General features: G+C 71.9%; 10 protein-coding genes. 2 read left to right on the forward strand and 8 right to left on the reverse strand.

The genetic code is table 11. The features are described from left to right. Positions 1-2: 2 nt before the first annotated feature. The 3 genes from Vau01_RS02760 to Vau01_RS02770 all read right to left on the reverse strand — a co-directional run bounded on the left by Vau01_RS02760 (position 3) and on the right by Vau01_RS02770 (position 4858). Positions 3-2330, reverse strand: a complete 2328-nt coding sequence (locus Vau01_RS02760; protein ID WP_239151254.1) for a bifunctional polysaccharide deacetylase/glycosyltransferase family 2 protein — start codon at positions 2328-2330, stop codon at positions 3-5. After that, positions 2327-3283 carry a hypothetical protein gene (locus Vau01_RS02765; protein ID WP_203986753.1) on the reverse strand — a complete coding sequence of 319 codons (957 nt, stop codon included), beginning with the start codon at positions 3281-3283 and terminating at the stop codon, positions 2327-2329. The genes Vau01_RS02760 and Vau01_RS02765 overlap by 4 nt, the downstream gene beginning before the upstream one ends. A gap of 180 nt (positions 3284-3463) precedes the next feature. Further along, the gene (locus Vau01_RS02770) at positions 3464-4858 is read right to left on the reverse strand and encodes a UDP-glucose dehydrogenase family protein (protein WP_203986980.1); all 1395 of its coding nucleotides are present in this window, start codon (positions 4856-4858) and stop codon (positions 3464-3466) included. Between the two features lie 120 nt (positions 4859-4978). Here Vau01_RS02770 and Vau01_RS02775 point away from each other — a divergent pair, with 120 nt between their 5' ends. Next, positions 4979-6124 (forward strand): acyl-CoA dehydrogenase family protein, encoded by a 1146-nt coding sequence (locus tag Vau01_RS02775; RefSeq protein ID WP_203986755.1) that lies wholly within the window; start codon positions 4979-4981, stop codon positions 6122-6124. Positions 6125-6127: 3 nt separating this feature from the next. Here Vau01_RS02775 and Vau01_RS02780 read toward each other — a convergent pair whose 3' ends face one another. Continuing rightward, positions 6128-8218, reverse strand: coding sequence for a helicase-associated domain-containing protein (locus Vau01_RS02780; RefSeq protein WP_203986756.1), 2091 nt, complete (start codon positions 8216-8218; stop codon positions 6128-6130). Positions 8219-8408: 190 nt separating this feature from the next. On the opposite strand from Vau01_RS02780, the gene Vau01_RS02785 reads away from it, so the two are divergent. After that, the gene (locus Vau01_RS02785; RefSeq protein ID WP_203986758.1) at positions 8409-9197 is read left to right on the forward strand and encodes an META domain-containing protein; all 789 of its coding nucleotides are present in this window, start codon (positions 8409-8411) and stop codon (positions 9195-9197) included. Here the strand turns inward: Vau01_RS02785 and purE are convergent. From purE to Vau01_RS02805, 4 genes are all read right to left on the reverse strand, one after another. Continuing rightward, a complete protein-coding gene (gene purE, locus Vau01_RS02790) occupies positions 9184-9681 on the reverse strand; it encodes a 5-(carboxyamino)imidazole ribonucleotide mutase (RefSeq protein ID WP_203986761.1) in 498 nt (165 codons plus the stop codon). The two genes, Vau01_RS02785 and purE, sit on opposite strands and share 14 nt — an antisense overlap. Then, positions 9678-10850 (reverse strand): 5-(carboxyamino)imidazole ribonucleotide synthase, encoded by a 1173-nt coding sequence (locus tag Vau01_RS02795; protein ID WP_203986763.1) that lies wholly within the window; start codon positions 10848-10850, stop codon positions 9678-9680. The genes purE and Vau01_RS02795 overlap by 4 nt, the downstream gene beginning before the upstream one ends. A gap of 48 nt (positions 10851-10898) precedes the next feature. Then, on the reverse strand, positions 10899-11489 hold the full coding sequence (abmR, locus tag Vau01_RS02800) for an ATP-binding transcription factor AbmR (protein WP_239151255.1): 591 nt from the start codon (positions 11487-11489) through the stop codon (positions 10899-10901). 102 nt (positions 11490-11591) lie between these two features. After that, positions 11592-13568: a thioredoxin domain-containing protein gene (locus Vau01_RS02805; protein WP_203986766.1), complete on the reverse strand. Its 1977-nt coding sequence runs from the start codon at positions 13566-13568 to the stop codon at positions 11592-11594. Positions 13569-13578 lie beyond the last annotated feature (10 nt).

The raw sequence follows: 13578 nt of genomic DNA on the forward strand, positions 1-13578 counted from the left end.
CTCTAAGGAAGAATGCCGTGTTTCGACGCCTGAAGGAAGTCTTGATCGCGTTGTGCCGGCGTGTCGAGATACGGGTTCGGTGGCACGCTGGCGACGCCGCGCGGGCGGACCAGCTCATCGCGTCCCAGAGGTTTTACCGGATCCACCACCGGAACCGGCCCGACTGCCTGGACCCCCGCGACGCCGGCCGGCGCGGCGGCGCCCGCCGTGCCAGCCCGGCGGAGCTTGTGCCAGCGCAGCCGGGCGCCGGTGAGCGCGGTGAGCCCGCTCTGGATCAGCACCAGGTACATCAGCTGCCGGTAGGCGAACTGCTGCAGCGGCAGCGTCCAGAGCGGTGTGATCTTCTCCTTGTCCAGGCGGAACGCCACCGCCGCGGTGATGAACTGCAGGCCGAGCATGGCCACCCAGGCGATCAGGGTCTCCGTGCGGTCGAGGAACACCAGGCCGTAGATGGTGAGCAGGTCGATGATCGGCGCCAGCAGCGGCAACGCCACCCCGAACAGCGCCACCAGCGGCAGCCCCAGCCGGCCGAACCGGCCCGACGGCCCGCGCTCGAACAGCGACCGGCGGTGCTTCCACATCGCCTGCATGGTGCCGTAGCTCCAGCGGTACCGCTGGGTCCACAGTTGCTTGAGCGTGGCCGGCGCCTCGGTCCACGCCCGGGCCCGCTCCTCGTAGACGACGTGCCAGCCCGCGCGGCACAGCGCCATGGTGACGTCGGTGTCCTCGGCGAGCGTGTCGTGGCTCATGCCGCCGGCCTGCCGTAGCGCCTCGCGGCGGAACGCGCCGATCGCGCCCGGGATCGTGGGCATGCACCGGAGGACGTCGTAGAGGCGACGGTCGAGGTTGAACCCGATCACGTACTCGATGTGCTGCCAGCGCGCCACCAGGCTGTTCCGGTTGCCGACCTTCACGTTGCCGGCGACCGCGCCGACGCGCGGATCGGCGAACGGCTGCACCAGGCGGCCGAGCGACTCCTTCTCGAACACGGTGTCGCCGTCGACCATCACGATCAGGTCGTGGCTGGCCATCGCGACGCCCGTGTTCAGCGCGTTCGGCTTGCCGCCGTTGGGGATCTGCACCACCCGCACGTTCGGCAGCCGCATGGCCCGGACCAGGTCGGCGGTGTTGTCGCTCGAACCGTCGTCGACGACGACCACCTCGATGCCGCCCACGTGGTCGCCGTCGGCGAGCGACTGCACGGCCGCCTCGATGCCCTCCTTCTCGTTGTAGGCGGGCACGATCACCGACACCGGGTCGGTCACCCTTTCGCCCCAGGTCCAGGCCGCGCTGCGCCGCTTGCGGGCGTGCCGGGCGGCGAGGATGAACAGCGCCAGCGTCCGGATCACGGTCAGCACACCGACGATCAGGAACAGCACCGCCAGGCCGTCGACGGTGCGGTCGGCGATGGCGATGGCCGCCGTCAGCGCGAGGCCGCGCTGCCGGTCGGCCTTGGTCGCGGGCGGATTTCCGGTGACGGACGCAGCGGGGTCACGTTCGGCGAGGGTGCGGCGCAGCCCCTCGGAGACGGTGACGAACTCGAATCCCCGCTCCTTCATCAGCGGAATGAACCGGTCGAGCGCCGCAACCGTCTGCGACCGGTCACCGCCCGCGTCGTGCCACAGCGAGATGGTGCCGGTGTCGTCCTTCGGTGTGGCATTGTCGAGGATCTTGTCGACGCCGGGCTTGTCCCAGTCCTTCGAGTCGGACTCGGTGAGGATCGTGAGGTAGCCGAGCCGGCCGGCGTCCCGCATCAGCTTCCAGTTGTCGTCGTCGATCGCGGCGACCGTCGACGAGTACGGGAACCGCAGCAGGTTCGACTTGCGCCCGGTGGCGTTCACGATCGCCATCTGGGTGTGCGAGTACTCGATCTCCTGCCGCCACTTCGGCAGCTTGACCATCTGCGGGTGGGTGAAGCTGTGGATGCCGATCTCGTCGCCGGCGTTCACGAGGTCACGCACGATGTCGGGGTGCCGGGCCACCTGGGTGCCCACCACGAAAAACGTGCCCGGCACGTGGTGCTTGCGCAGCACGGCGTCGATCGCCGGGGTCCACCGCGGGTCGGGCCCGTCGTCGAACGTGAGCGCGATCGTCTTCTTCGGCAGCCCGAACGAGCGCGCCCCACCGTTGGTGGTGTCGATGATCGGGCCACCGTTCTGCACCGACTCCGGAATCGAGCCGGCGCCGCCGGTCGTCTGCGCGGAGTCGGGCGCGAACTCGGCGTTCACGTACGCCTCGACCATGAGGACGCTGGCGAACATCAACACGAGCACGGTAGCGACCACCCAGCGGCCGATCCCGAACCGCGACCGGCCCGGCGGAGCGGTCACTCCCGGCCCCGGACGCGCCGGCCGGGCACGGTGACCGACTCGGCCCACTTGTTGGCCGGCGCCGCGGCCACCTGCGCGGGCGGCGCCGCAGGTTCGACGGGCGCTGGTGCCGGCTGACTGACCGGCGTGGATGAGCCGGAGCCGGTGCCCGCGCCGGAGCCGGTGCCCGTGCTTCCGGTGCCGGTTCCGGTGCCTGAGCTTCCGGTGCCCGTGCTTCCGGTGCCGGCGCCCGTTCCGGACCCGCCGGTTCCCGTCCCGGCGCCGGTGCCGCCGGTGCCGGATCCGGTCTGAGTGCCGGTCGTGGTGGTGCCTCCGGTCCCCACGCCGGTGCCCTCCGGCACGGGTCCGATCGGCGCGGTCGTTCCGCCACCGCCCGTTCCGCCTCCGCCGGTGCTGCCTCCGCCCGTGCCGCCCCCGCCAGTGCCACCCCCGCCGGCGCCTCCGCCGGGCGGCGGGACCTCGCTCGGCGCCGGGTTCGCCGACGGCGCTGTCGACGGCGGTTGCGAGGCCGGTGGCTGCGACGGCGCGGCCGACGGGGCGACGGTCCCCTCGGGAACGGCGGGCCCGGGCGGGCCGACCGCCGGTACGCCGGACTGCCCGGCCTGGCCCGGCTGCCCCGGTGATGCCCCGCCACCCTGGCCGGGGCGGCGCCCGTCACCCGGCCGGTCGGTGCCGGTCGGTACCGGCTGCGCCGGTTCGGGCGTCGACTCCGCCGCGGGGCGGTTGATCAGCAGATCGGGGAACGGCAGCAGCGTCTCGGGGTTGAGCGGTCCACCGGCGAGACTCATCGCCACCATTCCGGCGTAGGTGAGGCTCAACCCACCGATGCCGTAGAAGGCGAAGCGGATTCGCCGGCCCCGACGGCCGGTGGAATCCACGAATACCGGAGCGGATTCGTCCGGCAGTTCGAGCGGACGGGTTTCATCGTCGTCGGTGGGTTTTTCGGGAGTCACGCCGGAAACATAGAAAACGGCGCCTAAACGAATCCAGGAAACCGATCTATTAGGTACCCGTAACCTTTTCCTAAATCTCCGGCAACAGCACTTATTGAAATGCGTCGGTACGCATTTCACCCTTTCGGGATAGGCCGGCGAGCCCACCCGGATGAACGGATCGGCCGCACATGAACAGCCCTACCGACCCATTCCCCGGTACTCCCAGCCGGCGCGCCGCCACAGCACCGGATCGAGGCAGTTGCGCCCGTCGATCACGACCTTGCCGGCGACGAGGTCGGCCAGAACCACCGGATCGGCGGTGCGGAACTCTTCCCACTCGGTGAGGACGCACACCAGGTCGGCGCCGGTGACCGCCTCCACCACCGAGCGGGCGTAGGTGGCGTCGGGCACCTCGCGGCGGGCGTTCTCCATGCCCTCCGGGTCGTACACCGACACCTCGGCACCGCTGCGGCTGAGCTTGCGCACCACCGACAGCGCCGGCGAGTCGCGCACGTCGTCCGAATTGGGTTTGAACGTGGCGCCGAGCACCGCGACCTTCACGCCGCTGAGGTCGGGACCGGCCGGGCCGAAGGGCCGGCCGAGCAGTTCGGCCGCGAGCTGCACCACCCACTGCCGCCGCCGCTGGTTGATGAGGTCGACCTCGTGCAGGAACCGCAGCGCCTCACCGACGCCGAGTTCCTGGGCCCGGGCCTGGAACGCGCGGATGTCCTTGGGCAGGCAACCGCCGCCGAAGCCGACGCCCGCGCGCAGGAACCGGTTGCCGATGCGGGCGTCGTAGCCGATCGCGCGGGCGAGTTGCGTGACGTCGGCGCCGGCCGGTTCGCAGATCTCCGCCATCGCGTTGATGAACGAGATCTTGGTGGCGAGGAACGCGTTCGCGGCCACCTTCACGAGTTCGGCGGTGGCGAAGTTGGTGATCACCACCGGCACCTCGCGGTCTTCGGTGGTGGCGAGGTCGAAGACGCCCTTGTGCGCGGCGAACAGCATGTCGTTGGCCCACTCGCTGCGGACGCCGAAGATGACCCGGTTCGGGCGCAGCACGTCTTCGACCGCGTGCCCCTCCTGGAGGAACTCGGGGCTCCAGGCGACCTCGACGTGCGACCCCGCCGGCGCGTGCCGGCGCACCAGTTGCTCGACCCACTCCGCGGTGCCGACGGGCACCGTCGACTTGCCCGCGATCAGCGCCTTGCGGTGCAGGTGCGGCGCCAGCCGCACGACCACGTCTTCGACGTGGGAGAGGTCGGCGGCCATGCTGTCGGCGCGCTGCGGGGTGCCGACGCAGATGAAGTGGATGTCGCCGAAGGCCGCGGCCTCCTCGATCGAGGTGGTGAACTTCAGCCGGCCGGCCGCCAGGTTCTTGCGCAGCATCTCGTCGAGGCCGGGCTCGTGGAACGGCACCTCGCCGCCGGTGAGCTTGGCGATCTTGGGCGCATCGACGTCGTAGCCGAGCACCTCGTACCCGAGTTCGGCGAAGCAGACCGCGTACGTGGCACCGAGGTAGCCGGTGCCGAGGAAGGTCAGCCGGGGCCGCGCCGCGCCGGACGGCACCGCCAACGTGGCGCCCGGCGTCATGTACTGGATCGTCACGCTGCTCACTTTCGTCCGTTCGGAGGGAGCGACGAAGCGTCGAGGATAGCTCCACATCATCCGGTCGGCCTCCGCGATCCGGTTACTGGCGAGTATCCTTAACGCGTGTTCAACGTCTACGAACTGCCCGAGGAGCATCGGGAGCTGCGTGACGCGGTGCGGGAGCTGTGCACCGGGAAGGTGGCGCCCAACGCCGCCGCCGCCGACGAACTGGCCGAGTTTCCGCAGGCCTCCTACGACGCCCTGCGGGCCGGCGACTTCCACGCCCCGCACGTCCCCGAGGAGTACGGCGGGGTCGGAGCCGACGCGCTGGCCACCGCGATCGTGATCGAGGAGGTGGCCCGGGCGTGCGCGTCGTCGTCGCTCATTCCCGCGGTCAACAAGCTGGGGTCCCTGCCGCTGCTCCTGGCCGGCACCGACGACCTCAAGCGCCGCTACCTCACCCCGCTCGCCGCCGGTGACGCGATGTTCTCGTACTGCCTGTCGGAGCCCGAGGCCGGCAGCGACGCCGTCTCGATGAAGACGCGCGCGGTTCCCGACGGCGACGGCTGGCTGCTCAACGGCGTCAAGCGGTGGATCACCAACGCCGGGGTGTCGGAGTACTACACGGTGTTCGCCGTCACCGAGCCGGACGCCCGTTCGAAGGGCATCTCGGCGTTCGTGGTCGAGAAGGGCGACCCCGGGGTCAGCTTCGGCGCGCCGGAGAAGAAGCTGGGCATCAAGGGCTCGCCGACGCGCGAGGTCTACCTCGACAACGTCCGCCTGCCCGCCGACCGCATGATCGGCGCACCCGGCACCGGTTTCGGCACCGCGATGCGCACGCTCGACCACACCCGCGTCACGATCGCGGCGCAGGCGGTGGGCATCGCACAGGGCGCGCTCGACTACGCGACGAGCTACATGCAGGAGCGCAAGCAGTTCGGCCGGCGGATCGCCGACTTCCAGGGCCTGCAGTTCATGCTCGCCGACATGGCCATGCAACTCGACGCGGCCCGCCAGCTCACCTACGTCGCGGCGGCGAAGAGCGAACGCAACGATCCCGACCTGACCTACTTCGGCGCCGCCGCCAAGTGCTTCGCGTCCGACGCAGCCATGAAGATCACCACCGACGCCGTGCAGCTCCTCGGCGGCTACGGCTACACGCGCGACTTCCCCCTCGAGCGCATGATGCGGGATGCCAAGATCACCCAGATCTACGAGGGCACCAACCAGGTCCAGCGCGTGGTGATGGCGCGGCAACTGCTCGGCTGAGCGCTATCGGCGGCTGGCGAGCACGGTCCGTGCGACGTCGGCCGGGTCGCTCAGGCGGGGCAGTACCGCCATGCCGTCCCGGTCCGGTTCGGTGCGTGGCTCGGCGCGGCGGCGGGTTGGGATCTCGATGGCCGGGCTGCCATCAAGGCGCAGCGCGGCCGGTGCGTGGCCGGCGGCGCGCAGGGCGGCCAGCGTTTCGGCCGGTGGTTTCGCGCTCGCGAGGACGGTCGGAGCGAGCCGGACCAGGTGCAGTGCCTGCAGCGAGCGGGTGTGCAGGATCTCGGTGAGCAGGGTTTCGTCGTCGCTGCACAGGCAGCAGCCGGCCGGGCGCACCTGTACCTGGCCGTAGCGGCGGGCGACGTCGTCGATGAGGTAGGCGAGCGTCTGGGGCAGCCGACCGCCCTCGGCGGCCTCGGCGATCCGGGCGTGCAGGTCGGCGGCGGTGGCGCCCGCGTCGAGGGCGGCGCGGATGCTGGCCGGGGAGAATCGCCAGGTCCAGGCGCCGCTGCGGGACTCGGCGGTGGCGGCGCTGGTCAGCAGGGCGAGCAGGTCGGCCGAGGGGGTGCCGGTCGCCACGGCGGTGAGGTCGTTCTGCAGCAGCACCGTGCTGCGTGGCCGGGGCAGCATGGCCTCGGCGTGCCGGTGGGGCGCGTCGGCGTCACCGGTCAGCAGGCTGCGGCCGAGCCCGGTGACGGTTCCGTGGGCAAGCAGACCCAGCCGGTGGGCTTCACGCCAGATGCCGGTGACGTACCGCTCCAGGTCCTCGTCGGCCTCGTCGGTCAGCACCGGGTTCTGCCAGGCCAGCCGCTCGGCGAGCCGGCCCGGTTCGACGGCCTGCCCTTCCGGCGCGGCGTCGGCAAGAGTGCGCAGGATCAGGCTGCGGAGACCGGTCAGGCGCAGTTCCTCTTCCTCGTCCCAGTAGAGGGCACGGACGGAGACGCCGGTCGGGTCGGGTGGGGCGAGCGGGCACGCGGGCATCGCCAGCCAGGTCTCGACGAGGTCGAGCAGTCGGTCGGCGGGTTCGGTGGCGGCGAACTCGTCGTATGCCGCGGACAAGCTGAGGCCGTCGTCCGACGCTCCGGTGAGGCCGTCCGCCGCGAGCAGTTCGATGGTCAGTCGGGTACGGTCCTCGTCCTGCCCGGCCGACTTCGCGATCCGGCGCAGTTCGCGTACGCCGAGCCCGCCGGTCTTGAGCAGCGGCACCGGGCCACCGCTGACGGCGTCGGCGACCATGGTGACCGCGGCGAGGGTTTCCGTGGCTGCGGCGGCGGCCTCGCGCTCGGCGGCCGCCGGCTCGATCGGAGTGGTGGGCACGGCCGGCGGCGACGGGTCGAACGGGGCGGCGGCACCGTCCCGCAGCGCGAGGGCGACCTCGCGTGGCATCTGCTCGCCGCCCCACGGGGAACCGATCACGAGCCCGCGCTCGGCGGCCCACGGCAGCGTGGTACCGGACGCGCCGGACATGATCGCGTACATGCCGTAGGGGGAGGCATGACGCCGGGCCAGCGCCGCGAGTCGGGCACGGACGTCGGCGGGGGCCGGTGCCACGAGCGAACGGACGTTCTCCGGCCGGGCCAGCCAGGCTGCCAGGTCGGCGATCAACTCGTCCTTGCCGCGGCCGGTGCCGGGAACCCCGTACCGCTTCGCGAGCTTGCGCAGCTCGTTCATGTTCCGGGTGAGCAGCAGCTGGGCGGCACCGGGCCCGAGGCCCAGCGGCTGGGGCCAGATCGCACTCAGATGCGCTGCGGCGAAGCCTTCGGCGCGGGCGTCGGTGCGGGGCCAGACCAGGACCAGCTCGGTGAGCCGTTGCAGCGCCGCCGCCAGGTTCGGGTCATCCTCCGGTACGCGCAACAGCGACGCCAGCCGCGGCCCGGTGCAGCCGTCGCCCACCGCGGCAGCGGCCTCGCCCACCTGAAGCTGCGGCCGGGTCAGCAGCGAACAGGCGGCGGCAATCGACGACGGGTGGAGCAACCGCGCCGCGAGCTGGTCGACGGTCTTCGGCGCAGGTTCGAGAGTCGCGTCCCGACGGTGCGCAACCAGGCCGGTGAGCCGATCCTGGCTCAGGGCACGAAGGTGAGCGGCAAGCGATCGCACCGAGCCAACCTACGAGGCGCTGATTCGCCCCGCACGAGTGACCCCCTGCGGCCCGTGTCGGGGTCCCAGCGCGACCCGGCCGGTGCGCCGATCAGATCCGGACCGTCGCGGTTGGAGAAAAAGAGGGAACCGGGCCGGTCGGCGCCGCGTCCGAATGTATATGAAGGTCCGGATTGCACTCGCAACGGTCTTGGCACTCGCGCTCGCCGGCTGTGCCGGCGACGGACCCAACGCTCCGGTCGACCCGGCGGCACCGGCCGACACCGGTCCGATCTCGCTGGTCGGCCTGTGGACGGTCGCCGACGCCGGGGAGGAAGCCGGCACGGTGCTGCGCATCGCCCCGAAGAAGCAGCTGTCGCTGTGGCGGACGTGCGGCGCGTTGACCGGTTCCTGGGCCGCCGCCCAGGACCTCTTCCTCGGGGAGCTGACCAGTGGCGGCGAGAACTGCCAGCCCGTGGAGAACCCGTCCTGGCTGCGGGACGCGAGCGGCTACCAGTCCGTCGGCGACACCAAGATCCTGGTCGACCGGAACGGCAAGCAGCTGGCCCGGCTCGTTCCCGGCGGCAAGCCGAAGGTCGGGTCGGGCGTCGACCCGGCCGAGGCCGCACCGCCGGTGATCACCGACGAGGACCGGGCCGAACTCACCCGGACCCCGCAGGTGCCGGCCACGCTGACCCGGGTCGAGCCGACACAGATCGTCGGCCGGTGGGTGCCGGTGGCCGCCGGTGGCCGGGCGTACGTCGAGTTCAAGGACGACCGCACCTGGACCGGCTCCGACGGCTGCAACGGCAACGGCGGCCGGTGGACCGCCACCGGCAGTTCGATGCTGGCCACGGCCGGGCCAAGCACGCTGATCGCGTGTGACGGCGCGCCGGTCCCCGCGTGGCTGACCAGCACGGCCGCGGCAGGGCTCGCCGACGGCGTCCTGGTGCTGCTCGATCCGACGGGTGCCGAGGTGGCTCGCCTCAAGAAGGGTTGACGGCCTTCTGCAGGGCGGCGTCCTTCTGAGCGACCAGGTCGCGCAGCGACGCCTGGAACTGCTCCATCTTCGCGAGCAGGTGCGGATCAGCGGCGGCGAGCATGCGGACGGCCAGCAGGCCGGCGTTGCGCGCACCGCCGATCGACACCGTGGCCACCGGCACCCCGGCCGGCATCTGCACGATCGACAGCAGCGAGTCCATGCCGTCGAGGTACTTCAAGGGCACGGGGACGCCGATCACCGGCAACGCCGTTGCCGACGCGACCATACCGGGCAGGTGAGCCGCTCCCCCGGCGCCGGCGATGATCACCCGCAGCCCGCGGCCGGCTGCGGAACCGGCGTAGTCGAGCATCGTCTGCGGCGTGCGGTGCGCGGAGAGCACCCGCACCTCGTAGGGGACGTCGAACTCGCCCAGCGCCTCGGCGGCGGCCTGCATCGTCGGCCAGTCCGAGTCGCTGCCCATGATCACGCCAACGGTCGTCATGAGAAACCCTCGCTCAACCACTTCGCGGCGCGAGCCGCACTCGCCCGGACCGAAGAAAGATCGTCACCCAGCGCGGTGACGTGGCCGATCTTGCGGCCGGGGCGCACCTGCTTGCCGTACAGGTGCACCTTCACGCCCGGCTCGGCGGCGAACATGTGGTGCAGCCGCTCGTCGATCGTCATCGGGTTTCCGTTGGTGCCGCCGAGGACGTTCGCCATCACGACGACCGGCGCGGTGAGCGACGTGTCGCCCATCGGATAGTCGAGCACCGCGCGCAGGTGCTGCTCGAACTGCGAGGTGCGCGCGCCCTCGATGGTCCAGTGGGCCGAGTTGTGCGGCCGCATCGCCAGTTCGTTGACGAGCAGGTCGACGCCGGTGTCGAAGAGCTCGACGGCGAGCAGGCCGACCACGTCGAGTTCGGTGGCGATCCGGATCGCGAGGTTCTGCGCCCGCACCGCCCGCTCGTCGCTGAGCCCGGGCGCCGGCGCGATCACCTCGACGCAGATCCCGTCCTCCTGCACGGTCTCCACCACCGGGTAGACGGCCACCTGCCCGAACGGCGAGCGGGCCACCACCGCGGCCAGCTCCCGGACCAGCGGAACCTTCTCCTCGACGATGAGGTTGACAGCAGCCGGTTTGTCGCCGAGTGAGGCGACGGTGCGGGACGGTGCCTCGGCGGGCGATCCGACCACCCACACGCCGCGCCCGTCGTACCCGCCCCGCTCGGCCTTGACCACGACCGGCCAGCCGACGCGCGATCCGAACTCCGCCAGGTCGTCGGCCGACCGGACCGGCGCCCACCGCGGCACCGGGACGCCCAGACCGCTCAGCCGCTCGCGCATCACCCGCTTGTCCTGGGCGTGCAGCAGGGCGTCGGCACCGGGCCGGACCACCGCACCGGCCGCCACCAGCGCCCGGATGTGGTCGCCCGGCACGTGCTCATGGTCGAACGTCACCACGTCGCACTCCTTGGCGAAGGCCAGCAGCGCGTCGAGGTCGGTGTGGGCGCCGATCATGGTGTCGGCGGCGACCAGCGCCGCCCCGTCGTCCGGGCTGGCCGCCAGCACGCGTAGCGACTGGCCGAGCGCGATCGCGGCCTGGTGGGTCATGCGGGCCAACTGGCCGCCGCCGATCATGCCGACGACGGGCAGCCCGGTCCTGGTGTCCATCGCCAGCCAGGGTAGTGACGGCGCCGCCGGCCCCGATCAGCAGGTCTCCTACAGCTCGGGGCCCCGCTTCCGGAGATCGTCGACGGCACCCATGGCGCCGCGGAGTTCGCTCAGCCAGGTCTCGGCGTGCTGGCCCACGAGCCGCACGCACCAGGCCAGCGCGTCGGACCGCGACCGGGCCACCCCGGCCGCCACCAGCGTGTCGAGCACCTGCCGCTCGGCCTGGCGCAGCCGCGTCATGACCGGCGCCGAGAGCGTGGTGAACAGTTCGTGGGTGTCGCCGGCGGCCGCGCCCCAGGCCACCTTGCGCTGGTAGCGGTGCTCGAGCTGACGGGCGATCTGGATCCGCCGCTCGCGGGTCGCCTCCCGGAACGACGCGATCCGGCCCTGCTCGGCCGAGGCCCGGTCGGCGTCGCTGGCGCCCTCGTCGAGCTTCGGCGCCGGCAGCGTGCCGACGATGATGATCTCGTCACGGTCGATGGACACGTCGGCCGGCCCGGTGAACCAGTCGTCGGGCAGCGCGCCCTGGATGAACGCCGGCGCGTCGTCGGCCGACGGCGGTTCCGCCCCGCCGCGCCCGCGTCCGCCGCCGCCGAAGAACCCCGGGCCGCGCCCTTCCCAGCCGCCAAACTTCCGCATCGGTTGCTCCTTCACGTGTTGCAGACGTTGCATTGATTACAGCATTACACCGCTTCCGGGTAAGAAGAAGCCGCGTTCACCACGGGCGAACGCGGCTTTCTGTCAGCTCAGGGCGGCGGCCAACGCCTCCACCGTGGTCACCGGTGCGTCACAGACGAAGTCGCGGCACACGTAGGCGGTGCTCACGCCGTCCCGTAAAGATCTTTTGGACAGGAGCGGGACACCCGCGGCGTCCGGCGGACCCGCGACCACGACGGCGCCGGGTGGCGCGAGCCGCCAGGCGGCCCGGACCAGCGGGTCGGCCTGCGGCTCGGCGGTGGCGACCGCGATCCCGAACGGGCCGCTGAGCAGCGCCTCGCCGACCGCGCAGGCGTAACCCATGAAGCGGCCGTGTTTGCCGGCGAGCCCGGCGACCGTGGCGAGCGCCCGCTCGGCGACCTCGCGGTAGGCGGGCTCGCCGGCCAGCGCCGAGTAGGTGACCAGCGCCGCCGCCACCGACGACAGCCCGGACGGCGTGGCGTTGTCGGTGGGGTCGGCCGGCCGCGCGATGAGGTGCTCGGCGTCGTCGGCGGTGTCGTAGAAGCCGCCGTCGCCGGTGCCGAAGTGGGCGATCGCGGCATCGAGCACGCTCTTCGCGCTGGCCAGCCAGCGTCCCTCGCCGCTCACCTGGTGCAGCGCGCACAGCGCCTCGGCGACCGCGCCGTAGTCGTCGAGCACGCCGGCGTGCGGGCCCGGCCGGCCGTCGCGCGATACCCGGCGCAGCCGCCCGCCCTCGGTGAGGTGCCGTTCGACCAGGGCGTCGGCGGCGGCGAACATCGCCAGGCCCACCCGGGGCCGCGGTTCGGGGCTGATCGACACGTACTCGGCCAGCGCGGTGATCGCCAGGCCGTTCCAGGCCGCGACCACCTTGTCGTCGCGCGCCGGTTGCGGCCGCGCGGCCCGTGCTTCCAAAAGCCTTTCGCGGACGCCGAGCCAGCGCTCCCGATCCTCCGGATCGGTCGCCAGTTGGAGGACGCTCGTGCCGTGCTCGAACGTTCCGTCGTCGGTGACGCCGAAGATCTCTGTCGCGTGGTCGTCGCCGGTGATCTCGCGCAGTTGCCGCGGCGTCCACACGTAGGTGAGGCCCTCGCGGCCGTCGGTGTCGGCGTCGAGCGCCGACGCGAACCCGCCGTCTGCGGTGCCGAGGTCGCGGGCGATGAACGCCGCGGTCTCGTCGGCGATCCGGAGCGCGAGCGGGTCGCCGGTGAGCCGCCACAGGTGCGTGTAGACGCGCAGCAGCAAAGCGTTGTCGTACAACATCTTCTCGAAGTGCGGCACGGTCCACGTCGCGTCGACGGAGTACCGGGCGAACCCGCCGGCCAGCTGGTCGTACATCCCGCCGCGGGCCATGCGTTCGCAGGTCTGGCGCACCATCTCGAGGCTCTGCGGGTCCTTGGTTCGCTGGTGGTGACGCAGCAGGAACAGCAGGGCCAGGTGCGGCGGAAACTTGGGCGCGCCGCCGAACCCGCCGTTCACCGGGTCGAAGTCGGCCTTCAGCGACCCGGCCGCCGCGTTGAGTGCCGCGCTTGTGAGTGGTTCGGCGGGAAGCCCGTGAGCGGACGCGCGCGCGATGGCCTCGGCGACGGCGCCGCCCTGCTGTTCGACCGCGGCGCGCTGCCCCGTCCACGCCTCGTCGACGGCCCTGACGAGTTGCACGAACTGTTGCGGCGGGAAGTAGGTGCCGCAGAAGAACGGTTTGCCGTCGGGGGTGGCGAACACGGTCATCGGCCAGCCGCCGTGCCCGGTCATCGCCTGCGTGGCGGTCATGTAGACGGCGTCGACGTCGGGGCGCTCCTCGCGGTCGACCTTCACCGGCACGGTGAGTTCGTTGACGATGCGCGCCACCGCCTCATCCTCGAACGATTCGTGCGCCATGACATGGCACCAGTGGCAGGCCGCGTACCCGATGGAGATCAGCACCGGCACGTCGCGCCGCCTCGCCTCGGCGAACGCGTCGGCCGACCACGGCCACCAGTCGACCGGGTTGTCGGCGTGCTGTTCCAGGTACGGCGAGGCGGACCCCGCGAGCCGGTTACCCATGATGCCGACC

The sequence above is a fragment of the Virgisporangium aurantiacum genome, from assembly GCF_016863635.1.
GTDB classification, from domain to species: domain Bacteria; phylum Actinomycetota; class Actinomycetes; order Mycobacteriales; family Micromonosporaceae; genus Virgisporangium; species Virgisporangium aurantiacum.

Coding starts and splice junctions, on each gene's coding strand:
- abmR (WP_239151255.1), bottom strand. CDS start 11,489: ATGCGGAAGTTTGGCGGCTGGGAAGGGCGCGGCCCGGGGTTCTTCGGC.
- purE (WP_203986761.1), bottom strand. CDS start 9,681: ATGACGACCGTTGGCGTGATCATGGGCAGCGACTCGGACTGGCCGACG.
- Vau01_RS02770 (WP_203986980.1), bottom strand. CDS start 4,858: ATGACGCCGGGCGCCACGTTGGCGGTGCCGTCCGGCGCGGCGCGGCCC.
- Vau01_RS02805 (WP_203986766.1), bottom strand. CDS start 13,568: ATGGGTAACCGGCTCGCGGGGTCCGCCTCGCCGTACCTGGAACAGCAC.
- Vau01_RS02795 (WP_203986763.1), bottom strand. CDS start 10,850: ATGGACACCAGGACCGGGCTGCCCGTCGTCGGCATGATCGGCGGCGGC.